Here is a 25,732-nt window from a genome sequence, read left to right as displayed (position 1 = left end):
GCCGGTAGGTTGGGCACGGCGGGAACGGCGAATATCCCTGCAACTTTCGGGAATTGGCCCGCCCCGGGCCTGAGCCTGCTGGAAAGGCGAAAGAGGCTCAGCCGGGTGCGGCGGGGTTCCCGCTCCAGCGTGTCGCTGGCGGAATGCTTTCGCCCTTCATGACCAACGTCATCGGCCCCAGTTGCGCGCCATCGTTCACGGTCGCCCCATACAGCACCGTGCTGCGCGGCCCGATGCTCACTTTCGAACCGATGTTCACGTGATGGATCTTCATCACCCGGTCTTCGAACAGGTGGGTTTGCGGACACGTCATCGCGTTGAGTTCGCTGTAGTCGCCGATGTGGACGCAATCGAATTCGGTGAAGTCGGTAGTGTCCAGATAGACGCCGCGGCCGATGCGCGCGCCCATCAGATTGAAGGCGATGGGCAGCCAGGGCGTGCCGCGCAGATAGTGCATGAAGTTCGGCACCGCGAGCCCTTCGTACAAGTTCGTCGCCGCTTCGGAGAGCCAGACGAAAGGCGTCCACATCGGCACCGCCAACGGCCGGTAGCGGCGCAAGAAGAGCCACTTGAACATCGCCACGAAGACGAAGGTGGAGAGCCCGAAGATCAGCCCGTCGACGGTGAGATACCACGCGACGGCGCCCCAGTGCTCGGCAGCCGCGGACGGCATCACGGCCAGCACGATGCTGTAGCCGGCGGCGATCACCATCGCGTGCGGCGCGACGATGCGGAAGGCTTCGACCATGCCCCGGCCCAGGCGGCGCAGTGGCGAGGGCTTGAAAGTCAGCGATTCAGGATGGCCGCTGACGATCTCGCGCGCCGGCAACCGCAGCGCGGGCGAGCCCACCCAGGTGTCGCCACTGCGAAGCGCCGATGCTTCCGGCGCGCGGCCCAGCACCCCGATCAGCACGTTCTCGGGCAAGGTGGTGCCATCGGGCAGATAGGCGCCGTTGCCGACGAAGCTGCGGCGGGAAATGACGGTCGGCCGCATCGTCATCCAGCCGCCGTCGATCTCCTCGTCGCCCAGAAGCACCGCGTCGGCGATGAAGGTGTCGTCGCCAAGCGTCAGCATGTCAGGCACGACGCCAAGCGCGGTCGAGATCTCCGCGTTGCGCCCCACCTTGGCGCCGAGCAACCGGTACCACATCGGCGCGAAAAGCGTGGCGTACACACCATGCAGCACCTGCAGGCTGGATTCCTGGATCTGGTTGACCAGCCATTTGCCGCAGTAGACATTGCTGTGCACGGGCCAGCTCCCGCTCTTCAGGCGCGGCAAGACGCTCCAGCGGATGGCCGCGGAAATCAAGGCCGTGAGCACGATCATCACGGCCCCTGCCGGCAGCGCGAGCACGAAGTACTTGAACAGGCGCAACACCGTCGAACTCGTTTCGAGCCACGGAAACCGTTCGGTGTCGTCCAGCACGTCGATCAGCATGAAGGTCGGAAACACCGGCAGGAAGAACAGGGCCGCCACCAGCATCGCACCGCCCAGGAAGAACACGCCTTCGCCCGCGAGCCGCCGATTGCTGACCGGTGGGCGGGGACGCAACCCGGCAGCGTCGAAAGGGCCGACGTCGCGCGCGGGTGAACCGCTCCAGATGCGCCCTGCAGGCACTGTCTGCCCATCGGCGAGCGCCGACTGCCCGTCCAGATGGCCCCAGCTCCCGACGCGCGTGTTGCCTTCCAGCACGGCGTAGGAGCCAATGTGCGCCTCTGCGCCGATGTCGACGGGACCAATGATCAGTTCGCCGCGCTGCACGCGCGCGTTCTCGAAGTTCACGGCATTGCCGATGCTCGCGCGGTCGCCGAGCGTGAACAGGTCGGGTGCGCGCAGCTTGATCGAGCCGATGCTCGCGTCCTTGCCGATGCGCGCGCCCAATGCGCGCAGCCACCAGGCATGCAGCGATGAACCGCTGATGAAGTACGTCGGCGCGGCATCGACCAGCCGGTCGGCCAGCCACCAGCGGAAATAGGTCAGGCCCCAGAGCGGGTAACGACCCGGCTTGAGCCGGCCTGCGATGAGCCATTTGCCGGCGACGGCCAGTGCGAATTCAAGCAGCGTCGCGCCCAGGAACACCACGACCGACATCACCACCGCAAAGGGGATGGAATCCCCTGCCCCGCCTGTATAGAAGTGATACGTGAAGAACGGGGCGAGCCACTGCATCATGCGGATCGCGACCAATACGGGGATTGCCGCGGCCTGTGCGACTCCGCAACGCCAGCGGCGCCATGCCGAAGGCGGCGTCCAGTCCGGCACGGGCTGCGCTTGCCGCGCACCGCATGATTCGAGCGCTGCGGCAATGCCGTCCACTGTGCGGCGCTGGTAGATATCGCGCACCGTGATCTGGGCAAAGCGCGGATCGGCGCGCAGCAGGGACGCGAGGCGTGCCGCCAGCAGCGAGTGGCCGCCGAGTTCGTCGAAAAAATCCGACGTACGTCGGATCGCCAGGCCGGGAAAGAGCCCTGCCAAAGCGGCGAAGAGCGCCACTTCGACCGGAGTCTCCGGTGCATCCGAGCCTTCGGATGGCCCTTTCGCTTCGGGCAGAGGCTGGGACTTGAGCGTCTTTCGGTCGATCTTGCCGGAACTCAGGCGCGGCATTTGCGCCAACACCTCGTAGCGGCTGGGCACCATGTAGGGTGGCAGCCGCGCGCCCAGCGCGGAGCGCAACGATGACGCTGAAAGCGCCGTGCCACTGTCCGCCACGAGAAAGGCGATCAACTGGTCGACGCCCTCCACCTGACGCAGCACCACAGCGGCTGTGCCGACACCCGGCTGCTGCGCCAGCACAGCTTCGATCTCGCCGAGCTCCACCCGAAAGCCGCGGATCTTGATCTGGTCGTCCGTGCGGCCCAGGCACTGCACGCGCCCGTCTTCGTCGATGCGCGCCAGATCACCCGTGCGATAGAGCCGATCGTCGTGCGCACCGCTTGACCAAGGGTTGGGGAGAAACTTCTCGGCCGTCAGCTCGGGGCGCGCGAGATAGCCCGCAGCGACGCCGGGACCGGCAATGCACAGTTCGCCAACCTCGCCACGCGGCAGCAATTTGAGCCCCTGCTCCACGTCAGGCGCAATGACCAGCAACGCGTAATTCGGCAACGGCAGGCCGATGGTCACGCGATCGCCAGCACGCAACTCAGCCATGCTCGCCGAGACGGTTGCCTCGGTCGGGCCGTAGCTGTTGAAGATCTGCCGGTCGGCCCGCGCCCAGCGTTCGACCAGCGATGCGGGGCACATTTCGCCGCCCAGGTTGATCAGGCGCAATCCGGGGACATCGCGATCGAACAACGCAAGCAGCGTCGGTACGGCATGCAGCACGCTGATGCGCTGTTCGATCAGCGCCTTCGGCAATGCTTCCGGATCGGACGCAATGGCTTTCGGCGCAATCCAGAGCGTCGCCCCGACGAGGTAGCTCAGCCAGATCTCCTCGAAGGACATGTCGAACGCAACCGAGAAGCCCTGGTAGACGCGGTCGTCCTCCCGCACGCCCAACACGGCGTTCTCGCTGCGAAGGAAGTGGCAGATGCTTTGCTGGCTGATCCCGATTCCCTTGGGCTTGCCGGTGGAGCCGGAGGTGTAGATCACGTACGCCGGGTGATCCGGCGCTGTGCCTTCGCGGCGACGCAGCGTCTCTCGTTGAACGCCGCCCAGGAGCATCTCGTCCGTCCAGAGGGTCCGCTCGGTCGCCAGCCGCTCGGGCCCCAGGGCTGCGCAACCCACGACGCCGACAGCATCGGCGTCATCCAGGCAAGCAGCGATGCGCTCGGGCGGCGTGTCGGCATCGAAGGGCAGCCAGGCAGCGCCGCTCTTGGCGATGGCGAGCTGCATGACCAGCAGCTCGACGCCGCGTGGGAGCCACAGGCCGACGATGTGCCCCGGCCGAACGCCGGCATCGATCAGCCTGGAAGCGGCCCGACTCGCCTGGGCATCGAGTTCTCCGTAGCTGATCTCCCGCTCGCCGAAGATCAGCGCAGTACGTGCGGGAGCCCTCTCGGCAGTGGCCTCGAACAGGTCGGCAAGGGTCTCGGATCGGAGCAACTCAGGCCGGTCAGGGCCATGAATGATGTCGGGAGAATCTGCGGAAGCGGCGTGGGGGCTGGAGTCGGAATTCGGGCGGAACATCGGGCGTGCGGGCTTGGCAGCGCGGCAATGCGTCTGCCGGCGACCGGGCCTGGATTGTCGTTCAAGCTTCGCCAAAGAAGGCAGCCGCCGACACCCATACAGTGCAACTTATGGCAACGCGTCGAACAATTGGCGGTCGACCTTCCATTCCGGACCGTAGGTCGCATCCGCATATGCATACACAACGGCGGAACCCAGCAGTCCGTGGAGTACATCGCCTTGCGCGGCGCGTCGGCTGATGACTGCAGTCAGCGCGCCCTTGCGCGCCAGGTCCTGCAAAGCCAGGTCGACCCAGCGCTTCAGTTGTGCCGGTTCGAGGGCGGCGACTTCCTTCTTCATCGCCTGGATCTGCTCTCGAAGCCAAGTGCCGCTGTCCACGCTCGCGACAGCCGGCGCGGCGGGGGGATCTTCCGGAGGCGGCGCCTGAATGACCGGTGCGCTGGCCGGCCGTGCGCCCTCCCCCGCGCCGTCCTGCACGGGCTCGTTGCGCAAGAGGGAACGGAGGTACGAAAAGGCGTTGTCGATGCTCCGCAACGACTTGTTGGCAGCGCGCCGTTCCAGCACCTCGATCTGCATACGCACACGCTCGTCGCCGAACTCCTTGATGAGCCCTTCGAGCTTGATTTCGCGGATGCCGAGCGTCTCGGCCCGCAGCACGAGCGTGGCATCGACGGGTTCGCCCGCAAGCTGCCGCGGCGCGATCGCCTGGCGCTTCTTGCGCACCGCAAATTGCACTTCGGTGATCACCCTGCCCTGCTTGTGCTCGACCAGGTCGATGTCGAGATCCGTCTCGGCGTTGATTTCGGCAATGGCGTCCTTGACGCGTTCGTTCTTGAACTTGCGCCATTCACGACGATCAGGCCCGGGCCCGTTGCTCAAGGCGTCCACCCACCAGTTCACGGGCTTGCGGCTGGTCACCCCGCTTGGATTCTCGCGGTAGCGCGCGCAAATCTCGTAGAGCGCGACGGCGGTGTAGGAGCCCAGCTTGGCCAGGACATCGAGGTCGATCCTCGCCCAGCGCTGCGGCTCTCTCAGCGCGGCCATGATCGTGGGGGGGTAGGACCAGCTCACCCAGTTTTCGCCGCGGCGCTGTTCCAGTGCCACTTCCGACAGCATCGAGAAGCCGCGCCACTTGACGCCGTCGCCGGGCGCGGTCGACTCCCAGTCCACCTCCAGGCTGCGCATCTCGATCAAATACTTCTTCGCTGCGGTGCGCTCGCTGCCGCTGGAACCGGTCGTCCTCAGGATGGCCGCCAGAGGCGCCTCGAACATGAAGTCCGCCGCGGGCATGGCCGGCAGCGCGACCAGTCGAGTCTGCGCCACCTGCAGCAACGCGCTGTAGATGCGCCGGCCCGTGAGCGTCACGCGCGCGGAGCGAGGCATCATCACGATCATCTCGTGCGGCTTGCGCAACTCCAGAATCTCATCGACGCCCGGTCCGATGGCCGGTTTGTCGACAGGTGTGGCGGAGGGTGTGCTCATGAAGGCGAGATCTTATGTCCAAGGGCTGTTGGACACAAGATCCGCAGAAGTTCAGCGCTAAGGCGATGGAAACCTGGACAGTTCGCACGCAAAGCTGGCGCGCGACCCGATTAAAGGCTGGACATTCTCTGTTTGCTGGCGCCCGTCCATGGCTCCAGACCGCGATCAAAACCCGGACATTTGCCGTGCCGGGTGCGGCTCGTACCCTCCAGCGGCCAAAAAACAGCCGATAAATACCTGGACAGTTGCTGTTTTGCACGCCGCTGGAGCGGCGGCATGCTTTGTGGATAACCTTCGGCGGAGGCGATCAGATTCCGGACAGCGGGCGATGGAAAGTCGGACACATCCGATGAAAACCCGGACACATGCGATGAGAAGTCGGACGTAAAGGATCGAAAAAATCTCGTAAGTCATTGATTTCATTGATGAATTTCACTTCGACGGGAGTCCTTAATCTCTTAAGGTATTCAAGATGCTTTCTTAATCTCGGAGGTTTTCTGTCAAAAAAGGCATGAAAACCCGCCGATTGCACGCTTGTTCTTGCAGTGTCTACGCGATTCTTCGTTTTTTGAGGTGTGATGGGCATAATCGCACGACTGCAAAACTTTCAAGGCACAAACGCGTGGACATCAAACAAACAATCCGGCGACAGAATCTCGAAGACATCGAACAGCAAGCGCAGAAGATCGCCGGCATGATGGACCGGATCCGCGCTGCCATGCTGGCACCGACCGCGGTGAAGTCTGCACCGACGCTCAAGGCGGTGCAATTGGCTGAGTTGTGTGGGGTCGACAAATCCAAGATCTCTTACCGATTGACCCGGGGCGACTTGCCCGCCGGGGAAATCCACGGAAACAGCCGCGAATGGTCCATGGGCGATGCGCAGCGTTGGGCGCGTGAATTGCGGTCCGAGCACCTTCGGCCGAACGGCGCCGCCGGCATCACCATCACTGTGGCCAATTTCAAGGGGGGCGTGGCCAAGACGACGTCGGCTGTCACGCTGGCGCAAGGGCTTTCCATGCGGGGGCACAGGGTGCTGCTCGTCGACCTCGATCCCCAGGGTTCTGCAACGACGTTGTTCGGCGTGCTCCCTGACGCGGAGGTCGAGACCGAGCACACCGCCATGTCGCTGTTCACCGGCGAACAGGAAAACCTCAAATATGCGGTTCGTTCGACTTACTGGCCCAACATCGACCTGGTTTGCGCGGCGCCCCTGCTTTATGGCGCGGAATTCCATTTGCCGGCCCGGCAGGCCAGGGACCCGGGCTTTGAATTCTGGCGCGTGCTGGATCGGGGTCTGGATTTGCCGCGGGAGGAGTACGACGTGATCGTGATCGACACGCCGCCCTCGCTGAGCTACGTCACCATCAATGCGCTCATGGCCGCGGATGGAGTGATCATGCCGCTGCCGCCCTCGGCCCTGGACTTCGCCAGTTCCGCCCAGTTCTGGGATCTGTTCTCGGATCTCTGCAATCAGCTGGTTCGCAGCCGAGGCAAAGACAAGAGCTTTGAGTTCATCGACGTGCTGTTGTCCAGGGTTGAAGCATCAGACACCGCGAGCTCGGTGGTCCGGCAATGGGTGCTCGAGGGTTACGGCGACAAGGTGCTGCCGATCGAAATTCCGAAGACGGCCGTGGCCGCAACGGCGAGCGCCGAATTCGGAACCGTCTATGACTTGCCTCGCGGCTCGGTCAATTCGAAGACCTTTTCGCGCGCGCGAGTCGCCTACGACCGTATGTGCGAATTGATCGAGCAGCAAATCGAAGCCGTCTGGGCGCGACAGGTGGCCGAACGGCAAGTTCTGGAAACGGCGGTTTGACATGGGACTCAAGGACAAAGCATCGAAGATCGATTTCGCCTCGCTGATGCCGGCGTCGGCGCCGAATCCGGAGGCTGCGAAGCCGAAGACGGCCCCCGGAGCCATGATGGCCCTTGCAAACGACCAGCGGTCCGAACTTCTGCGCGAAAACGACGAGTTGCGCCAGCAAGCCGCAAAAGCCGTCGAACTGGAAGGACGCCTCAGCGAGGCGGTGACCGAGCTCAGCGCTTGGGACGGCGCCAAGGCCACCCGGCTTCTCGATCCTCATCTGATTCGCCGCAGTGATTTTGCCAACCGCCACGAGTCGAGCTTTCAGAGCAGGTCGTTCGAAGATCTGAAACGAGAGATCAAGGAGGCGGGCGGCAATATCCAGCCGATCAAGGTGAGGGCGATCGCGAACTCGGGTGAGGGGCCCAGGTATGAGATCGTGTTTGGTCACCGTCGCCACGAGGCGTGCTTGCAGTTGGGATTTCAGGTTCTGGTTTTCGTCGACAACCTCGACGATCGGGCGCTGTTCGAGGAAATGGAGCGCGAAAACCGGGAGCGGGCAGACCTGTCGGCCTGGGAGCAAGGCGTGATGTACGCGCGGGCGCTGGACCGAGGGCTCTATCCATCGTTGCGCCAGATGGCTGCTGCGATCGGCGTCGATGCAACCAACTTGTCCAAGGCATTGGTGCTGGCGCGCTTGCCGGACGCCGTGTTGCGCGCCTTTGCGTCACCCCTTGATTTGCAGTTTCGGTGGTCGACCGCCTTCAAGGCTGCGCTTGAGCGCGACCCGGCGGTGGTGGAGTCGCGAGCCGCGGAGATTGCCATGAACCGTGGCTCAATGAGTGCGAAGGACATTTTCGCAAGGCTCACCTCCACCAGCGAATCGGTCATGCGTGCTCCTTCACACCCATCGATTCAGTCCTTCGCCAAGGACGGCGAGACCGTGGCGACCATGAAGATCGACAAGGATGGACGAGCCTCGGTTCGCATTCATGTGGCGCTGAGTGCCGCGCGCCAAGTGGAACTTGCACGGCTTTTAGAAGACTTCGCGGCTGCCGGTTGAGCGATGAAACCCAAAGGAAAAGGCGCCGCTTGGCGCCTTTTCTTTTGGGTTGGTCAGGTGTAGTACCGTACTACGGCGCTTCCGATCGACCGGCGCCTGCAGCGCGTAGTACCGTACTACACCCCTCAACGAGATCCACGGTTTGATGTCTCGATCCGTTCGAGCGTCGATCGAATTTGATCGATGGTCGACTTGAGGACACCCATGTCTCTGTCGCGCCGAGCTTCGACGATCGGGTCAGTGCCCGCTTCTGCTCGCGGCCCCGCAAGCAAGGACTCCCGAGAACGTGCGACCACTTCATCCAGCCGTGTGATCAGGTTGTTGCGCAAGGCCGTGAACTGCGCCATCTCGCGGCGCAGTTCACGCATGTCCCGACCCAGCAACGAAACCGCCTCTTCGATGCGCTGCTGCCATTCTTGGCTGGCACTTTGGTGCGGCGCACCGAGTCTCGGGTGTTCAACTCGTGGTGTTTGCGACGTTGAAGATGCATCGTGAATCAACGGCCGAATGGCGGCGACGAGTTGGTCCGCCGTTCGAGCGACTGCTTGCTCGAAGACAGCAGCAGGGGAAGAACTCTCCACCAATTGTGGCCATAGTTCATAGACACGCGCGATCGCTCTATCGGTGCTTAGCCGCAGACCCGGGCGCCCGGGACGTGCGCGCGGAGATGTTCCTTCCCTCTCCGTACGCGCGGGGTCTGTACGTCCTCCGAATGCATCATCTGCGGTTAGCAAGCAATTTCGAAATTCGCCGCTGGCGCTCCATTTCTTGAGCGTGGCCATCGATGGGGCATTGGCCCCATGCAGGAGCATGAGAATTCGGCCGAGGTCGACGATGCTGATCACCGGCGCCCAGGAGGGATTCTCAACCCCAGGATTCGGTCCGTTTGGAGATGGCATAGGAGCAATAGGTTATTCAGTAACCAAATTATGGATTGAACTTGGACCCATGTCCCGGCAAATAAGGCATTTGCGTGAAACATCGCCAGCGGAAAATCAAAATTGAGTGCTAACTCGTTGTTTTTGTTCAGAAAACAGCCTCATTAACTTGCCTACCGGGGCACGGAAATTGTTTCACGGCGTTGGTTTGGAAATGTCCAGCTTCTAATCGTGTCGTGCGACATCATTCCCGTGCGAGTCGGCCAACATTTCACCTCATTTTTCACGAAGCGAAATCGCCGCAGAGTGGCGTTCCCCACAGGGCTCGATCGCGCTGAATGGCGATCCCCAAACACTAAAGCAACCACGAACATCAAAGAATCCCCGATTCGGCGACTTGAATCCTTTGGACTGACGAGTCCGGTGCCTCGTACAGACGGCCCAAGGGGCATCAGGTCCCAATGCCGCAAATCTGACTAGATGGTGAACTCAGGGGCTCGAACCGGGCGAATAGAACAGGCGTGGCACTTTTAACCTGGCGCCAAACGAAAGATTTTCCTAGCGCGGATGCCTAAATCTCTGCCCAGAGGGCGTACTGACAAGCGGTTGCTCAACTGTCCAGGTTTTAATCGATATCATTTTCCGAATGGCCAGTCTGCCCACGTCGCGCGAGATCGCCAGTCTCGACGGGGAGCGCCGGAAACAAATCGCCGCCGCTTGGCGCGCGCAGGCGCTGCGGGGCGACAAAAACCCGTTGAGGAGTGCGCGTCTTTTGAAGTCGAACGCCGCCGGCGCCTAGCGAGAGAGCGAGTTGCAGCAGCTAGAACCGCTGCAACGATCGCGCCCGTTAAACCGTCGTGAAAGTTCTTGTGAGCTGCCAAGGAGGGCGGATTCTTCAAGCAAGAAGAGCGCACGGCTGATCCCGGCCGATCCGAAGTGGGTGTCTTTCGCCGCCGCAGGCGCTGCCTGGCGTGTCCAACGACGCGCTGAAGGCGTTCCGAAGCGAAGCAGAGAAGCGATAGGGCCGCGTAGCTTGCGGGGGCGGGGAGGGCGAGCCCCAGCGCCTCAGCCCGGCGATTGAGGCTCGCATGTTCTTGCTCACATGATGCCGATGGTGGCCACGAGGTGATTCGCTTGGCCGAGTTCAAAGCGACCGAGCAAAACCGGCGCCAAGCGTTGGCACGTTGCGCCCATGTTACGCAGCCGAGATCACGAACGCTGGTTGCGAAGGCTGGGTTGCCTTGGATTCGATCGAGGAATCAATGACAGTTACTGCTTCCGTTCATCGACAAGGAACCGCGCGCACCCGACACGGCCCAACCTCTTCGAATTGACGACGACGAGGTCGGCGATGAACGCGCGCGACACTACTGCTTCAAGCGGCAGGTCTAACTCAAGCTAGGCGCCCATATTGCGACAAGCCTCGGAGCCAGATTGAAAATCAGTCCAGCTGGCCTTGATCGACCTGGTCCGTTCAACGATCCGACCGCTCGACGACGACCTCGCTTATCTGGATCACCGGCACGATGTCGGTGTAGTTGGCGATATCGCCCCTGATCTCGGCGCCGTTCTCCTGGCTTGCGGCAAGGTAGCCTTCGGCCGAATTACAGATGAACGCGCACGTCGCCACGAAGGCGGGCGGTGAACCTGGTGCTCGGCCGGCCAGGCCTTTTTCGACGGTGTAGTAGGCGCATGCACTGCCCAGCCTGGCCTTCACCATCGGCATGTGCCGGTCGCGGTAGTAGGCGTGGTCGAAGCGCGCGCCTTCGGCGCACGGGTACATCACAGTGACTTCGATCATTCGGTTCTCCTTGTCATCATTGCCGTCGTCCGCCACTCGCGACGAACTTCGAAGGCTTGGCTGGCGACCTCCCACTTGTTTCAAGCGACAGGGCACGAAGGGGGCTTAGCCGCCGTAAGTCGAGGGAAAGGTTGCCGAGCCTGGCTCGGCCGGCAAGCGCAGAGCGTTTGTCAGATAGCTGACGGTGCGATAGAAGCCTGCCAGCATGAGCAACTCGAGAATGCCCTCGTCGCTGAACGCTGTCTTCAGCGACTGCCATAGAGCGTCGTCGACAGTGCAGTTGGCGTGAAGCATGTCGCAAAGCTCTAACAGCAGCCTGTCCTCATCCTGCCAGCAGGTATCTCGCGGTTGTCCGGAGGCGAGCGAAAGGATCTGCGCTTCATCGAATCGGGCGTGCGATGCGAACAGTGCGATGTGGACGCCCCATTCGTATTCCGACCCACACAGCGCCGTGGTGCGCGCGATGACGAGTTCGCGCTGTCGCAACGTTAGGTTTCCACGGTCAAGCAGCCCGCCCGCGAAGAACTTCTGGAAAAGGCGAGGGTCCCTCGCGAGCGTGGTAAAGAGCACCAGGGGCGACTTTCCACGCATGAGGCCGTCAAGCGAAGATTGGATACCGGCGGGGAAAGGTGGCTCCGCGGGAGCGATACGAACAGTCATGGCTTGCTCTCAAGCATCTGCTACATTTTCTAAAGCATTGAACTCTATCCACGTTGCTTTGAAAAGTAAAGCATGGCTGTTCTAAAGGTTGGCGTCCCCGTGCGCGGTTCACGGACCGGCCGCCCCATCATGGTGGCTCTGGACCTACTGGGTCGAAGGTCCACGCTTCGGATTTTTTGGGAGCTCCGCAAGGAGCAGCTGACGTTTCGCGCGCTTCAGGAGGCCTGCGACACAAACTCCAGTCTGTTGAACACGAGGCTCGCAGAGCTACGAGCGCTTGGTTTGGTTGAGCACGACGAAGGCGGCTACGGACTCACCGAAGAGGGGCGAAAGTTGAGTGCAGCGCTGACGCCTCTGAGCGATTGGGCGCGTCAGTGGAAGCCCACGGCCCGCTGAGTCGCGCGCCTTCGATGCTCGGCATCCCGGGCAAAATTCGGCCAGAAGCGGGCCTAGGCCCTCCGTGGCTCGCTGTAGTCATTGGCAAGATCCACTTTCGTTCTGTGACGCAGATGCCAGAAAGAACAATGCACACGTTCCATCAATTGACCGCGGCCGACGGTGCCTGGATGTCGGGCATGCTCGACGTATTCGCGGAGGCCTTTGAAGATCCTGAAATCTACGCCGCTCGTCGTCCCAGTGCCGCCTATCTTCAGCGACTTCTAGGCGGCGATAGCTTTATTGGGCTTGTCGCCCGCGCGGGCGAACAGGTCATCGGGGGACTTGCCGCTTATGTCCTGCAGAAGTTCGAGCAGGAGCGTGCGGAGATCTACATCTACGACCTTGCCGTCATGGCAGCGCATCGTCGCCAGGGGGTTGCAACCGGGCTCATCCGCCGCCTCCAGGAGATCGGCGCTGAGCGCGGTGCTTGGGTGGTCTTTGTGCAGGCCGATCCGCCCGACACTCCGGCCATACGCCTCTACGAAAAGCTTGGTGTGCGAGAAGAGGTGCTGCACTTCGACATCCCGGTCCGACGGCCTCCACACTGAAAGCAATGACCTTGATAAAAACTATGGGCAGGTTGACGCGCAGCTATCGAAGGCGCTCCTGGAGTGCGAGCCCTTTAGCGCGGCATGAATAGGTCGAGCACCAAGCAAGCACCCATGTTCAAAGACGACCAGAAATGCAGCCGCAGAGCTGAAGGCCCCTGCCGCGAGTCCAACGGACGCGACCAACTCGCGAACCAAATCGCGACAAGCGTCGTCGACGATGAATACAGTGGGTTCGCTCAAGGTCCAGCCTGATCCCCAGCAAAGTAGGCGAGCGTGTTGCCGCGCACTTGCTCTGGCGTCCCAAAGGCTCGAACCTAGTCCCGACCAGGAGTTCTGGATATTGTCCTTTGTGCAGTGCACCATGCGTCGACGATGTCGAAAGGCAGACGCCGCTCCAGCGACGCTAGAGAGGTGTCGAATTCGAGCGCTGCTTGGGCCAAAATCGTTTTCGTTTGTTGGGCCGTTTGGGGACACCCTGAGCGTCACGAACCAGCAAAATGCGGGGTTTTCACATCAGTGCAACGACATGAACAACCAGCTTCCAGATGATCGCAGGATGATGGAACTACAGAGGTTCGAACTGCTCGTCTCTGCGATCCATGATTACGCCATCTACATGCTGGATGCGAACGGAAATGTCGTCAGCTGGAATACAGGTGCGGCTCGATTCAAGGGATACGCCGCTGAAGAAATCATAGGTCAGCATTTTTCGCGCTTTTATTTGCCTGAGGACCGAGAGGCCGGAGTTCCAGACCGCGCGCTGAAAACCGCAGAAGCTGAAGGTACGTTCCAGGCCGAGGGTTGGAGGGTTCGAAAGGATGGCTCCCGATTCTGGGCAAACGTGGTCATCGATCCGATCTATACGCCCGACCGGCGCTTGCTCGGTTTCGCCAAGATAACCCGCGACGTCGGCGAGCGAAAGGCCGCCGAAGAGGCACTTCGCAAGCGAGAGCAGGAGTTCCGCCTATTGGTCGAGGGCGTCACCGACTATGCGATCTACATGCTCGATCCCTCGGGGCTGATCACCACTTGGAACGCAGGCGCGGAAAGAATCAAAGGGTACACCCGAGCTGAAGTCATCGGGACTCATTTTTCCAAGTTCTATACGCCTGAAGATCAAGAGTCTGAGTTGCCCAAGCGAGCTCTTGCGACGGCTCTGGTTGAGGGCCGTTTTGAACAGGAAGGAGGATGGCGCGTACGAAAGGATGGGTCCCGCTTCCTTGCGCATGTGGTCATCGACCCGATCCACGACTCCCATGGCAACTTCGTCGGGTACGCCAAGATCACGCGGGACGTCACTGAGCGTCAGGCCGCTGCGGAAACGCTGAAACGGACGGAGCGAGCCCTGCTACAAGCACAAAAGATGGAGACCATCGGCAAGCTCACGGGCGGCGTGGCGCATGACTTCAACAATCTGCTACAGGTCATCGCTGGCAACTTGCAGTTGCTTGCCCGAGAGGTGGTCGGTAACGAGCGCGCGGAGCGGCGGGTCCAGAACGCGCTCGAGGCTGTTCGTGGGGGAGCGCGACTTGCCGGGCACCTCCTCGCGTATGGCAGGCGCCAGGCCCTTGAGCCTAAGGTGGTGAATCTTGGGAGATTCCTATTCACTTTGGACGACATGCTCCAGCGGGCCTTGGGCGAAACTGTCGAGGTGCAGACGCTTGTAGCCGAGGGTCTCTGGAACACGTGCGCTGATCTCGCCCAGGTCGAGAACGCCGTGCTCAATCTGGCCATCAACGCACGCGATGCCATGGAGGGAGTCGGCAAGCTGACGATTGAAATTGGGAATGCTCTGCTGGACGAGGCCTACGCACTCGTCCATGCGGAGGTGAATCCGGGCGAATACGTCATGCTCGCAGTTTCTGACACCGGCAGCGGAATGTCCCCAGAGGTAATCGCACAAGCTTTCGAGCCGTTCTATACGACCAAACCGGAGGGAAAAGGCACGGGGTTGGGCTTGTCCATGGTCTATGGATTCGTCAAGCAGTCCGGGGGGCACGTCAAAATCTACAGCGAGCTCGGTCATGGAACCACGGTCAAGCTGTACCTGCCACGATCCAAGGACTTGGAACAGTCGATCACGCCGACAGGATCAACCCCAGCCGTAGGTGGGACCGAGACCATCCTCGTTGCGGAGGACGATGATCAAGTGCGTGGAACGGTTATGGACACGCTCCAAGAGCTTGGCTACCAGGTGCTTGCAGCGAGTGATGCCGAGAGCGCGCTGGCCATCATCAGGAGCGGCATCAAGATCGACCTGCTGTTTACTGATGTCGTCATGCCCGGCCCCTTGCGCAGCCTGGACTTGGCCCGAATGGCTCGCGGCTACCTGCCGAACATCGCGGTGCTATTCACGTCGGGCTACACACAAAATGCGATCGTCCATGGTGGTCGCCTCGATGCCGGGGTGGAGTTGTTGAGCAAGCCGTACTCCCGCGAGGATCTGGCGCGGAGGATTCGCTTCACGCTAGGTCAGAGGGCTTAGTCGGCGGCGGTTTGGACGTCGTCGCCGACGCGCACCGAGGTGACGCAGGTCGGTGGCGGCATCATCGGCAGTTTCGTCGGCTTCTTCCCGATCACCGCCGTGCCGCCGTTGTTTTCAGTGTGGTCCGATGCCGCCGACAAGGCGGTCGACCGACGAAGACCAGCGACATTCCCGAACGAGGTCATGTCAAACCGGAATGAGCGCGAGAGACGGCACGCACACGCACCGTCCAGCGTGACCGCCTCGCGCGCATCCGTGTGCCGGATTGGTCATTCGCATCGGTGCTGCCGCTGTAGTGACTCGCGGCTGAGAGGCCCAGTGTCCACGGGCGAGAAAAGGTGTTCATGGCTTCGCTGGCATCATTGACCTTGCCCTATTGACCAGATCACTCTGGCACTGAATGGCCAAGTAGTCCCAGATGTGGTCGAACCCGGCTTGGCGGGCATCGTCACGGACAAACTTCGCCTGCAATGGTCTCCGGAGCAGATTGCGGGGTGGCTCAAACGCACTTACCCTTGCGACGAGAACTGCCACGTGTCACACGAGACCATCTACCGCAGCCTGTTCATTCAAGCCCGCGGGGCCTTGAAGAAGGAACTGCTGCAGCATCTCAGGCGCACGCGAGGCATGCGTCGCTCGCGCCACCACACCGCAGAAGACCGACACCCACGGAAGAATCGTTGACGCGGTCTCGATCAGCGAGCGCCCGGCCACGGCAGAAGATCGAGCAGTGCCTGGCCATTGGGAAGGTGACTTGCTGTTCGGAAGTTCCAACAGCCAGATCGCGGATTGCGCGGCGCCCGCAGAACTGGAGCAATTTCAGCGGGTGATGGTTGCCAGGGCCTGTGGGTTGACGGCGTCGGTCAGCGTGCCTTCCGCAAAGCGGTTGATGTTGTCGAACGCAATGCCGAAGTAGCGCTCGTAGTTGTCGCGCTCGACATAGCCGATATGGGGCGTGCACAGCGCATTGGGCAAGGCCAGCAGGGGATGCGCGGCGCCCTGCGGAGGCTCTTCCTCGAACACGTCCACGGCCGCGAAGCCCGGCCGGCCGTGTCGCAGCGCACGTTCGAGCGCACCGGCCTCGACCAGCTCGGCGCGGCTGGTGTTCACCAGCAGGGCGGTGGGCTTCATGCGATCGAGATCCGTTCCGCGCACGATGCCGGTGGTGTGCTCGCTGAGCCGCACGTGCAGGCTGATCACGTCACTATCGGCGAAGAAGGCTTCGCGCGTGGGAGCGACCTCGAAGCCATCGGCGCGCGCAGCCTGCGTCGAGGCCTCTCGACCCCAGACCCAGACTTGCATGCCGAACACGCGCCCGTAGGCGGCCACTTGGCGACCGATGCGGCCGTAGCTCCACACGCCCAAGCGCTGCCCGCCGAGCTGTTGGCCCAGGTGGCCTTGCCACTTGCCTTGCTGCAGACGGTTGGCTTCCTGCACAAGATGACGGCGGCTTGCCAGCGTCAGTGCCCAGGTGAGTTCCGCGGTCGACGAGCCTGCGCCGCGGCCCTCGGCCACCACCACGCCGCGCACGGTGCAGGCCTCCAGGTCCACGTGCCCCGCGAGCTTGCCGGTCTGGCTAATGAGGCGCAGCTTCGGCAGGCGATCGAGCAATGCCGCATCGATGCGCGTGCGCTCGCGCGTCAGCACGATCGCCTCGGCATTGGCGAAGCGCGCGGCGAGCGCATCGGTGCCTTTCACCGTGTCGTTGAAGATGCGGACTTCGTGACCTGCGAGCCGGGCGAAGCAGTCCAGCGTTCGCACGCAGTCCTGGTAGTCGTCGGGGATGGCGATGCGCATCGGCTGGTTTCTCACTGCATGGGGATGTGCAATTGCTCGACGGTGCGCTTCCAGAGCGCCAGGTCGTCGCGCACCAGTGCCGTGAACTCGGCCGGCGGCATGCCGCCCGGTTCGATGCCCTGCGCCCTGAAGACCTCGCGCACCTCCTGCGTCTCGAGCGCGCGCTTCACCTCCGCGTACAGCCGCTGCATCGCGGGCGCTGGCGTGCCCGCGCGCAGCAGCAGGCCATACCAGCCATGCACATCGAAGCCCGGGTAGCCCTGCTCGGCCACGGTCGGCACCTCTGGAAGGCCCGCGAAGCGCGTCTTCGGTGCCACGGCGAGTGCGCGCAGCTTGCCGGCCTTGATCTGCCCCAGCGCCGAGCTCATGTCGAGGAACATGAACTGGATCTGGCCGCCCAGCAGGTCCTGCACCGCCGGACCGGCGCCGCGGTAGGGGACGTGGACGGCTTGAATGCCGGCGCGCTGCACGAACATCATGGCGCCCAGGTGCGCCGAGGTGCCGTTGCCCGAGGAGCCATAGGACAGGCTTTCGGGCTTGGCCTTGCCCATCGCCACCAACTCCTGCAGCGTCTTCGCAGGAAAGTCCGGCCGCACCACCACTGCATGCGGGATAAAGCCCACCACGGTGAGCGGCGCGAAATCGCGCAGCGTGTCGAAAGGGTAGTTGGCCATCAGCGCGGGATTGGTAACCGCAAGGATCGAGGGGAACACCATCGTGTAGCCGTCGGCCGGACCGCGCGCCACCTCGCTCATGCCGATCACGCCACCACCGCCGGGCTTGTTGTCCACGATGACCGGCTGGCCAAGGCTCGCCGTCATGCTCTTGCCGATCGCGCGCGCCATCAGGTCGGTGGGTCCGCCGGGGGCGAAGGGCACGACGATGCGCAGCGGCTTGTCAGGGAAGGCTGCGTGTGCGAGGGGGCTTGCCAAGCCCAACGCCATGAGGGTGGCCGACGCGGCGAGCTGATGGAAGCCGCGTCGGTCGATGGAAAGGCGAGTGGATGCACGCATGGATGTCTCTTTCTCTTGACTTGGGTTGGAGCTGCGTTCAAAGCTTAGCCCCCATACTCCCGCGGCGCAGCCCTCCAATTCCACTCCTTGGAATTACAGGACCGTGCTCGAATCCGGTGGATGGCAACGTATCGCAGGGCGCCCTGCTTGCCCGCGTTCGCGCGCGAACCCCTTCAACGGGTGCGCCGGCGATCAAAAAATGCCTGTCGCCAAGGCATTACCTGCGACGACTCGAACAGCCCGCCCGTGGTGAACGGGTCTTCCGCGATGAAGGCCTTCGCTTCGCGTGCGTCATCCGTGTCGACCACCACCAGCGCGCCGATAGCCCGGCCCTGGTCGTCAAGGATGGCGCCGCCGGCCAGCAGTAGATGCTGCCGCGCGACGAGGTAGTCGAGGTGCGCCGGCTTGAGCGACGCGCGCAGCGCATGCGCACCGGGCTTGTCGTGCGAGACGATTGCGTAGGGCATGGCTTGGCCGCGTCCCCGCTCAGCTCGGCGTGATGCCCGCCTTGGCGATGATGCCGCTCCAGGTCTGCATCTCACGCGAGATGAAGGCCTGGAACTCGGCAGGTGTGCTGCCCACGGGTTCCGCGCCATTGGTCACCAGCGCCTCGCGCGTGAGCGGCGTCTGAAGTGCCTTGCGCACCTCGGCACTCAGCCGCTCGACCAGGGCCGAGTCAGTGCCGCCGGGCGCAAGCACGCCAGTCCATGCGCTCACGTCGAAGGGCTTTCCGCTGAGTTCGGCCACAGTACGCACGTCTGGCAGCGAGGTCGAGCGGCGCGCCGTTGACACGGCCAGCGCGCGCAGCTTGCCTGATTTCACCAGCGGCGCCGCCGCCACGACGTTGGCGAACATCAGGTCGACGTGGCCGCCCATCACATCGGCGAGGGCTGGCCCGGTGCCCTTATAGGGCACGTGAGTCATCTTGACGCCCGACTGCAGCGCCAGCAGTTCCATCGAGAGATGGTCGGCCGTTCCACTGCCCGTGGACGCGAACGACAGCGGCTGCGCCTTGGCCAGGGCGAGCGCGTCGCTCATCGATTGCACCGACGAACTTGCCGCGGCCACCATGATGAAGGGTGACTGCGTGGCAAGGCTGACGGGCGCGAACGCCTTGACCGTGTCGAAAGGCAGGCTTTTCATCATCGACGGATTGGTGGCGTGCGGGACGCTGGCCACCAGCAGCGTGTAGCCATCGGGCGCCGACTTGGCTACGTACTCCGAGCCGATCAGTGTGCTGGCGCCCGGCTTGTTCTCGACATAGAAGGTCTGGCCCATGGAGCCGGACATGCTGGTGGTGATGGCGCGCGCCACCACATCGGTGCCGCCACCTGCCGTGAACGGCACGACCACGCGCACCTGGTGTTGCGGGTAGGGGCTCGCGGCATGTGCGGGCAGGGCGCCATAGAGGCAGCCTCCGGCCAGGGCGCTCATCAGTTCTCGACGATTCATGGTGTCTCCGGGTGCCACTCAGGCGTTGAAATGAAGGCGCAGCCCCGCTTCGGGCCACGGCATGGACACGAGCTGTCCGGTGGCCGACAACGTGAGCCAGGCCGTCTTGAGGTCCGGTCCGCCGAAGCAGAGGTTGGTGACGTAGATGTCGGGCAAGACCAACTGGCGCCGCAGTTCGCCCAGCGGCGTGATGACCGATACGGCGCCGGTGACGAGCGTGGCAACGCAGATGTCGCCTTGCGCCTGCACGGCCAGACTGTCGAAGCGCTGAAAGCCCGGCAGCCCACACACCAGCCGGCCGCCATGCGGCGACGGAAAGGGCAGCTTCGTCACGATGCCAGGCTCGACAATGTCGAAGGCCCACAGCCGCGCGGTTTCGGTCTCTGCGATGTAGAGCACGCTGTCATCGGGGGACAGGCCAATGCCATTGGGCGACAGCAGACCGTAGGCGACCTCCCTGATGCTGGAGCCATCGGGCAGCGCGTAGTAGATGCCGCCCATGTCCCGCGAGCGGGGATGCTTCTTGCCGAAGTCGGTGAAATAGAAGCCGCCTTGCGCATCGAACACGATGTCGTTGGGCGACGAGAGCCGCTGGCCATCGCAGTGGGTGTACAGCGTGGTGCATGCGCCCCCTTCGAGCGTTACGCGGCGGATGCTGCCGCCCGCATAGTCGGGCGCCGGGCCGGTCGAGGTGAATTGGCCGGGCACATAGGCGCTGCCGCCGTTGTCGCAGATGTAGAGCGCGCCGTCAGGACCGATAGCGGCGCCGTTGGGTCCGCCGCCGCAGTCCGAAATGACGTGCACCTTGCCGTCCGACGTCACGCGCACAATCCTGCCCGCCCGCATTTCCACCAGCACCACTGAGCCGTCGCTCAAGGCGACCGGACCTTCAGGAAATTGCAAACCTTCAGCCAGGATCTTCATATCGCTAGGTCGTGTTAGCAAAAATTCAAAGGGATGCCTCAAAGGGATGCCGCGACCGCTGCGCCCATTTCTTCAGTGCCGACGCGTGTGCAGCCTTCCTGAAAGATGTCTCCAGTGCGCAAGCCTTCAGCCAGCACGCGGCGCACGGCGCGCTCCACGCGCTCGGCATTGGCGGTCTGTTTGAAGGAGAAGCGCAGCATCATGGCCATCGACAGGATCGACGCCAGCGGGTTCGCGAGGTTCTTGCCCGCGATATCGGGTGCGGTGCCGTGCACCGGCTCGTACAGCCCGAAAGTGCCTGCGGCCATCGAGGCCGAGGGCAGCATGCCGATCGAGCCCGTGAGCATGGCCGCGGCGTCGGACAGGATGTCGCCGAAGATGTTGCCGGTGACGATCACGTCGAACTGCTTGGGCGCGCGCATCAGCTGCATGGCGGCCGCGTCGACGAACAGGTGCGTGAGTTCGACGTCGGGATACTCCTTGCCCACACGCGTGACCACTTCGCGCCACAGCTGCATCACCTCCAGCACGTTGGCCTTGTCCACGGAGCACAGCCGGTGGCCACGCGCACGCGCGGTGCGAAAAGCGACGTGCGCGATGCGCTCGATTTCAGGCTCCGAGTAACGCATCGTGTTGAAGGCCTCGCGTTCGCCGGCCGCATTGATGCCCGTGCCCCGTGGCTCGCCGAAATACACATCACCCGTGAGTTCTCGCAGGATGAGGATGTCCAGGCCTTCGACGACTTCGGGGCGCAGCGTCGATGCGCCGATGAGTTCGGGGAACAAGAAGGCGGGGCGGAAGTTCGCAAACAAGCCCAGTTCCTTGCGCAGGCGCAGCAGGCTGGCGCCCGGGCGCATCATGAAGGGGATGGCTTCGTCGCCCGGCATGCCGGCCGAACCGAACAGGATGGCGTCGGCCTTGCGCGCGATCTCGCTGGTGGCCGCCGGCAAGGGGTCGCCCGCGGCTTCGATGCCGGCTTGGCCGATGGCGGCCTCGACCAGTTCCAGCGATTGGGTCGGGCCCACGACGGCCTTCAGCACTTTCACGGCCTGCGCCGTCACTTCATGGCCAATGCCGTCTCCGGGCATCACTGCAATCTTCATATTCACAAACCTCTGGTGTTGAGTTCAATCAGGCATGAGCAGCTTCGCGTGCGCGGGCTTGCTCGAAGGCGTCTATGGCGCCGCGCTGGGTCAGCGTGTAGTCGATTTCGTCGAGGCCTTCGAGCAGGCAGCGGCGCGGGAACGGGTCGATGGCGAAAGGCTCTGCATCGCCCGAAGGGCCGGTGACGGTCTGCGCCAGCAGGTCGACCTGCATGTGCGCCCCGGGGGCGGCCTGCAGTTCGCCCAGCAGGCGCTGCACGACGGGCGCGGGCAGGCGCACGGGCAGCAGGCCGTTCTTCAGCGCATTGCTATGGAAGATGTCACCGAAGCTCGGCGCGATCACCGCGCGAAAGCCGCCGTCATGCAACGCCCACACCGCGTGTTCGCGCGACGAGCCGCAGCCGAAGTTGGCACCCGCGACGAGGATGCGCGCATGCACATAGGCCGGGTCGTTGAGAACGAAGCCGGGCCGCCGCACGCCGTTCGCATCGTGGCGCACGTCGCGAAAAAGATAGTCACCGAAATTGTCGGAGCGCGGCTTCTGCAGGTATAGCGCCGGCACGATCTGATCGGTGTCGACGTTGGCGCGGTCCAGCGGCGCGGCCACGGCGTCGAGTCGCGTGAAGGCTTCCATGGTGTTGGCTTTTCCTCTTTTTCAGTGCGCGGCCAGCAAGCGGCGCACATCGGTCAGGCGGCCGGTGATGGCCGCGGCGGCGGCCATGGCCGGGCTCATGAGATGAGTGCGTGATCCGGGTCCCTGACGGCCGACGAAATTGCGATTCGACGTGGAGGCGCAGCGCTGTCCGGCGGCCACCTGGTCGCCGTTGGTGCCCAGGCACATCGAGCAGCCCGCATGGCGCCATTGCAGGCCCGCCGCCAGGAAGACGGCGTCGAGCCCTTCGGCTTCAGCTTGCTGTTTCACCAGCCCGGAGCCGGGCACGACCCAGGCCTCGACACCCGCCGCCACGCGGCGCCCGCGTACCACGTCGGCGGCGCTGCGCATGTCCTCGATGCGGCCGTTGGTGCAAGAGCCGATGAAGACGCGGTCGACGCTCACGTCGGTCAGCGCCTGGCCCGGCTGCAGGCCCATGTAGGCCAGCGTGCGCTGCAGGGTTTCGCGGCGCTCGGCACTCGCGGCCTGTGCGGGGTCTGGCACGCGGCCAGTGATGGGCAGCGCGTCTTCGGGGCTGTTGCCCCAGGTCACCATGGGTGCTATGTCGCCGGCGTGCAGTTGCACTTCGCGATCGAACACCGCCCCTTCGTCGCCGGGCAGCGTGCGCCATAGCGCCAGCGCCTCATCCCATGCGGCGCCGCTGGGCGCCTCGGGCCGGCCGGCCAGCCATTCGAAAGTGGTGTCGTCGGGCGCGACCATGCCTGCGCGTGCGCCGGCCTCGATCGACATGTTGCACACGGTCATGCGCCCCGCCATCGACAGCGCGCGGATCGCCTCGCCCGCGTATTCGATGACGTGCCCGGTGCCGCCGCCCGCGCCGATGCGCGCAATCACGGCCAGGATGATGTCTTTGGCCGACACCCCTTCGCCCAGCCGTCCGTCGATGTTCACGCGCAGAGTGCGCGGCTTGCGCTGCCAAAGCGTCTGCGTGGCCAGCACGTGCGCCACTTCGGACGCGCCGATGCCGAAGGCCAGTGCGCCGAGCGCCCCGTGCGTGGCCGTGTGGCTGTCGCCGCAAACGATCACCTGGCCCGGCAGGCTCAGACCCTGCTCGGGGCCGACCACATGCACGATGCCCTGGCGCAGGTCGTCCAGTCCGAAGAAGCGGATGCCCGCGGAGGCGCTGTCGTCCTTCAGCGCCTGCGCCATCGCGCGCTTCTCGGGGTCGGCGATATCGGCAAAAGAGCGCGAACTGGTCGGCACGTAGTGGTCGGGCGTGGCGAAGGCGCGTTCGGGCCGACGCACGGGGAGGCCCCGCTGGCGCAGCATCTCGAAGGCCGGCGCCGAGCCGTCCTGCACCAGGTGGCGATCGACGTACAGCAGGCTCTGACCGTCTTCGCGCTGCGTGACGACGTGGGACTGCCAGATCTTGTCGAACAGCGTGTGGGGCGTTTGGGGGGGCATTGAGGAACCGCTGTGGAGAACGAAGAAAAAGAGGAAAGGCTCAGTCGAGCTTGACGCCCGAGATGCGCACGATCTCGGCGTAGCGCTGGGTCTCGCTGGCCATGAAGCGGCCGAAGTCTTCGGGCGAACCGCCGCCGATCTCGGCGCCGAACGCAGCCATGCGCTTGTGGAACTCGGGCGACTTGAGCACCGCGTTGGCCTCGACATTGAGCTTGGCGATGATGGCGCGCGGCGTGCCCGCCGGCGCCGAGAGCCCGTACCACGAGGAGGCATAGATGCCCTTCAGGCCCACTTCGTCGAAGGTGGGCACGTCGGGCAAGGCAGGATTGCGTTGCTTGGAGGCCACCGCCAATGCGCGCATGCGGCCGCCTGAGATGAAGGGAAGGCACGTGGTCGTATCGAGCATCAGCGACACATGGCCGGCGGCCAGGTCGGCCTCGGCCGGGGCCGTGCCCTTGTACGGCACGTGCACGATGTCGATCTTGGCCGCGGTCGCAAACTGGATCGCCGCCAAGTGCTGCGACGAGCCAATCCCGGCGGAGCCGTAGTTCAGCGAACCGGGCTTGGCACGCGCCGCCTCGATCACGTCCTTCACCGTCTTGAAGGGCGAGTCGGCCGGCACCACGAGGATGTTGGGCACGGCCGAGACGTAGATGATCGGCTCGAAATCCTTCACCGGATCAAAGCCCAGCTTGTTGTAGAGGCTGATGTTCACCGCGTTCGGGCTGATCGAAGACATCAGGAGGTTGTAGCCATCGGGCCGCTGGCGAGCGAGCAACTCGGTACCGATGTTGCCGCCCGCGCCCGAGCGGTTGTCGACGATGATGGGCTGACCCATGCGCTGGCCCAGCAGCTCGGCAAGGATGCGCGCAGTGGTGTCTACGCCGCCCCCCGGAGGCCACGGGACCATGAGCTTGATCGGCTGGGAGGGGTAGTTCTTGGCCGCGTCTTCGGCGCGCGCAGCAAGGGGCGAGCCCAAGATCGCCGCGGCCGTGAGAGCCATCAGTGCCGCACTCACTCGGGCATGCAATTTCTTCATCGTCATAGCTTGTCTCCTTATCTTTTAGTGGGGCCATGCTATGCCGAAGGAATGGCGTATCGCAATCACAATAAAAACATGCATGCATGAGTAAACTTCATGCCTATGACACGCCGCCTTCCCCCCCTCAACGCCTTGCGGGCCTTCGACGCCGCCGCGCGCTGCGGCAACTTCACGCGAGCGGCGCAGGAACTCTTCGTCACGCAGGGGGCCGTCAGCCGGCACATCGCGACGCTCGAGGGCTGGCTTGGCGTTCAACTGTTCGAGCGCGGACGGCACGGTATCAGTCTCACACCGGCGGGACAGCGCTACTTCGCCAGCATGAGCGTGGCGTTCGACCAGATCGAGCTTGGCACGCGGCAGTTGCAGCATCAAAGCCCCGACGAATGGCTGCTGCGCGTCAAGCTGCCACCGACCTTCGCCATTCGCTGGCTTATTCCGCGGCTGGCTCGCTTTCATGCGCTGCATCCACGCATCGATGTGCAAATCACCACGTCTCACAGGCCGGCAGATTTCGAGCGCGACGAGATCGACGTGAGCATTCATTCCCAGCCGAGCCCGCCTGAAGGTCCTGGCTACCGCCTCCTGTTTCGCGAAACGCTGCTCCCTGTCTGCGCGCCTTCGCTGCTGGGCGCCGGCCCGCCGCTCAAAGAGCCCGCCGACCTGGCTCAACAAGCTTTGCTGAGTTCACTGAACCGGCCACACGACTGGCGTGCATGGCTCACCGCCGCAGGCGTACCGGACACCGACACGCGGCGCGGGCTCAAGTTCGAGAACGCTGCCATGGCCTATCAAGCGGCGGCCGAAGGGCTCGGAGTCATGGTTGGATTGCTCGCCTTCGTGCGCGATGACCTTGCGGCGGGGCGGTTGGTTGCGCCCTTCGATCTGCGGGTGCCAACCGATGGCGGGTACTTCATGGCTTGGCGCACCGACCGGGCTGTGCCACAGAGGGTGCGGGACTTCGAGGACTGGCTGGCAAGGGAGGCGGCATTGGCGGAGGCCTGATGGCCACGTCCAGACGCGGCCGTATGTGCCA

At 63.6% G+C, this 25,732-nt stretch carries 22 protein-coding genes and 1 pseudogene; 8 read left to right on the top strand and 15 right to left on the bottom strand.

Features of this window, described 5'->3' with window-relative positions; genetic code table 11:
* Nucleotides 1–97: 97 nt before the first annotated feature.
* Together AC1DMA_RS06800 and AC1DMA_RS06795 are read right to left on the bottom strand one after the other, a co-directional pair.
* Nucleotides 98–4,126 carry a Pls/PosA family non-ribosomal peptide synthetase gene (locus AC1DMA_RS06800; RefSeq protein WP_478143682.1) on the bottom strand — a complete coding sequence of 1,343 codons (4,029 nt, stop codon included), beginning with the start codon at nucleotides 4,124–4,126 and terminating at the stop codon, nucleotides 98–100.
* A 108-nt stretch (nucleotides 4,127–4,234) separates the two neighbouring features.
* Nucleotides 4,235–5,608: a hypothetical protein gene (locus tag AC1DMA_RS06795; protein ID WP_478143681.1), complete on the bottom strand. Its 1,374-nt coding sequence runs from the start codon at nucleotides 5,606–5,608 to the stop codon at nucleotides 4,235–4,237.
* Between the two features lie 511 nt (nucleotides 5,609–6,119).
* Here AC1DMA_RS06795 and AC1DMA_RS06790 point away from each other — a divergent pair.
* Nucleotides 6,120–7,427: a ParA family protein gene (locus AC1DMA_RS06790; RefSeq protein ID WP_478124355.1), complete on the top strand. Its 1,308-nt coding sequence runs from the start codon at nucleotides 6,120–6,122 to the stop codon at nucleotides 7,425–7,427.
* A 1-nt stretch (nucleotide 7,428) separates the two neighbouring features.
* On the top strand, nucleotides 7,429–8,478 hold the full coding sequence (locus AC1DMA_RS06785) for a ParB/RepB/Spo0J family partition protein (protein WP_478143680.1): 1,050 nt from the start codon (nucleotides 7,429–7,431) through the stop codon (nucleotides 8,476–8,478).
* A 125-nt stretch (nucleotides 8,479–8,603) separates the two neighbouring features.
* Here AC1DMA_RS06785 and AC1DMA_RS06780 read toward each other — a convergent pair whose 3' ends face one another.
* The gene (locus AC1DMA_RS06780) at nucleotides 8,604–9,323 is read right to left on the bottom strand and encodes a hypothetical protein (protein WP_478124353.1); all 720 of its coding nucleotides are present in this window, start codon (nucleotides 9,321–9,323) and stop codon (nucleotides 8,604–8,606) included.
* A gap of 679 nt (nucleotides 9,324–10,002) precedes the next feature.
* On the opposite strand from AC1DMA_RS06780, the gene AC1DMA_RS06775 reads away from it, so the two are divergent.
* Nucleotides 10,003–10,155 carry a hypothetical protein gene (locus AC1DMA_RS06775; RefSeq protein WP_478143679.1) on the top strand — a complete coding sequence of 51 codons (153 nt, stop codon included), beginning with the start codon at nucleotides 10,003–10,005 and terminating at the stop codon, nucleotides 10,153–10,155.
* Between the two features lie 675 nt (nucleotides 10,156–10,830).
* Here AC1DMA_RS06775 and AC1DMA_RS06770 read toward each other — a convergent pair.
* Both AC1DMA_RS06770 and AC1DMA_RS06765 read right to left on the bottom strand, forming a co-directional pair.
* On the bottom strand, nucleotides 10,831–11,157 hold the full coding sequence (locus AC1DMA_RS06770; RefSeq protein WP_478143678.1) for an EthD family reductase: 327 nt from the start codon (nucleotides 11,155–11,157) through the stop codon (nucleotides 10,831–10,833).
* A gap of 105 nt (nucleotides 11,158–11,262) precedes the next feature.
* Nucleotides 11,263–11,817, bottom strand: a complete 555-nt coding sequence (locus tag AC1DMA_RS06765; RefSeq protein WP_478143677.1) for a carboxymuconolactone decarboxylase family protein — start codon at nucleotides 11,815–11,817, stop codon at nucleotides 11,263–11,265.
* Between the two features lie 72 nt (nucleotides 11,818–11,889).
* Here AC1DMA_RS06765 and AC1DMA_RS06760 point away from each other — a divergent pair, with 72 nt between their 5' ends.
* The 3 genes from AC1DMA_RS06760 to AC1DMA_RS06750 all read left to right on the top strand — a co-directional run bounded on the left by AC1DMA_RS06760 (nucleotide 11,890) and on the right by AC1DMA_RS06750 (nucleotide 15,291).
* Complete coding sequence (locus AC1DMA_RS06760; RefSeq protein WP_478124349.1) at nucleotides 11,890–12,213, top strand: winged helix-turn-helix transcriptional regulator; 324 nt, start codon at nucleotides 11,890–11,892, stop codon at nucleotides 12,211–12,213.
* Between the two features lie 128 nt (nucleotides 12,214–12,341).
* Nucleotides 12,342–12,803: an AAC(3)-I family aminoglycoside N-acetyltransferase gene (locus AC1DMA_RS06755; RefSeq protein ID WP_478124348.1), complete on the top strand. Its 462-nt coding sequence runs from the start codon at nucleotides 12,342–12,344 to the stop codon at nucleotides 12,801–12,803.
* Between the two features lie 529 nt (nucleotides 12,804–13,332).
* Entirely contained in the window at nucleotides 13,333–15,291 is a 1,959-nt protein-coding gene (locus AC1DMA_RS06750; protein WP_478124347.1) for a hybrid sensor histidine kinase/response regulator, read from the top strand.
* Here AC1DMA_RS06750 and AC1DMA_RS06745 read toward each other — a convergent pair.
* Nucleotides 15,288–15,476 carry a hypothetical protein gene (locus AC1DMA_RS06745; RefSeq protein ID WP_478124346.1) on the bottom strand — a complete coding sequence of 63 codons (189 nt, stop codon included), beginning with the start codon at nucleotides 15,474–15,476 and terminating at the stop codon, nucleotides 15,288–15,290. The two genes, AC1DMA_RS06750 and AC1DMA_RS06745, sit on opposite strands and share 4 nt — an antisense overlap.
* Before the next feature lie 250 nt (nucleotides 15,477–15,726).
* Between AC1DMA_RS06745 and AC1DMA_RS06740 the strand changes: the two are divergent.
* Nucleotides 15,727–16,078 (top strand): annotated as a pseudogene (locus tag AC1DMA_RS06740) (IS30 family transposase); the annotation flags it as partial.
* 32 nt (nucleotides 16,079–16,110) lie between these two features.
* Here the strand turns inward: AC1DMA_RS06740 and AC1DMA_RS06735 are convergent.
* The 9 genes from AC1DMA_RS06735 to AC1DMA_RS06695 all read right to left on the bottom strand — a co-directional run bounded on the left by AC1DMA_RS06735 (nucleotide 16,111) and on the right by AC1DMA_RS06695 (nucleotide 24,702).
* On the bottom strand, nucleotides 16,111–17,088 hold the full coding sequence (locus tag AC1DMA_RS06735; RefSeq protein ID WP_478143676.1) for a D-2-hydroxyacid dehydrogenase family protein: 978 nt from the start codon (nucleotides 17,086–17,088) through the stop codon (nucleotides 16,111–16,113).
* 11 nt (nucleotides 17,089–17,099) lie between these two features.
* Nucleotides 17,100–18,101, bottom strand: coding sequence for a Bug family tripartite tricarboxylate transporter substrate binding protein (locus AC1DMA_RS06730; RefSeq protein WP_478124344.1), 1,002 nt, complete (start codon nucleotides 18,099–18,101; stop codon nucleotides 17,100–17,102).
* Nucleotides 18,102–18,274: 173 nt separating this feature from the next.
* A complete protein-coding gene (locus AC1DMA_RS06725; protein WP_478124343.1) occupies nucleotides 18,275–18,568 on the bottom strand; it encodes a YciI family protein in 294 nt (97 codons plus the stop codon).
* A 19-nt stretch (nucleotides 18,569–18,587) separates the two neighbouring features.
* Entirely contained in the window at nucleotides 18,588–19,553 is a 966-nt protein-coding gene (locus AC1DMA_RS06720; protein ID WP_478143675.1) for a Bug family tripartite tricarboxylate transporter substrate binding protein, read from the bottom strand.
* An 18-nt stretch (nucleotides 19,554–19,571) separates the two neighbouring features.
* Nucleotides 19,572–20,477 carry an SMP-30/gluconolactonase/LRE family protein gene (locus AC1DMA_RS06715; protein ID WP_478143674.1) on the bottom strand — a complete coding sequence of 302 codons (906 nt, stop codon included), beginning with the start codon at nucleotides 20,475–20,477 and terminating at the stop codon, nucleotides 19,572–19,574.
* A gap of 38 nt (nucleotides 20,478–20,515) precedes the next feature.
* Nucleotides 20,516–21,580, bottom strand: coding sequence for a 3-isopropylmalate dehydrogenase (gene leuB / locus AC1DMA_RS06710; protein ID WP_478143673.1), 1,065 nt, complete (start codon nucleotides 21,578–21,580; stop codon nucleotides 20,516–20,518).
* Nucleotides 21,581–21,608: 28 nt separating this feature from the next.
* Nucleotides 21,609–22,214, bottom strand: coding sequence for a 3-isopropylmalate dehydratase small subunit (leuD, locus tag AC1DMA_RS06705; RefSeq protein WP_478143672.1), 606 nt, complete (start codon nucleotides 22,212–22,214; stop codon nucleotides 21,609–21,611).
* Between the two features lie 21 nt (nucleotides 22,215–22,235).
* A complete protein-coding gene (gene leuC / locus AC1DMA_RS06700; RefSeq protein ID WP_478124338.1) occupies nucleotides 22,236–23,657 on the bottom strand; it encodes a 3-isopropylmalate dehydratase large subunit in 1,422 nt (473 codons plus the stop codon).
* A 40-nt stretch (nucleotides 23,658–23,697) separates the two neighbouring features.
* The gene (locus AC1DMA_RS06695) at nucleotides 23,698–24,702 is read right to left on the bottom strand and encodes a Bug family tripartite tricarboxylate transporter substrate binding protein (RefSeq protein WP_478143671.1); all 1,005 of its coding nucleotides are present in this window, start codon (nucleotides 24,700–24,702) and stop codon (nucleotides 23,698–23,700) included.
* 93 nt (nucleotides 24,703–24,795) lie between these two features.
* Here AC1DMA_RS06695 and gcvA point away from each other — a divergent pair, with 93 nt between their 5' ends.
* Nucleotides 24,796–25,701, top strand: a complete 906-nt coding sequence (gene gcvA, locus AC1DMA_RS06690; protein WP_478124336.1) for a transcriptional regulator GcvA — start codon at nucleotides 24,796–24,798, stop codon at nucleotides 25,699–25,701.
* The last annotated feature ends 31 nt before the right edge of the window (nucleotides 25,702–25,732 follow it).

The sequence above is a fragment of the Variovorax sp. 05N34 genome, from assembly GCF_056397405.1.
The sequence above is the reverse complement of the archived record's forward strand: the minus strand, read 5'-3'. Positions and strand labels throughout refer to the sequence as shown.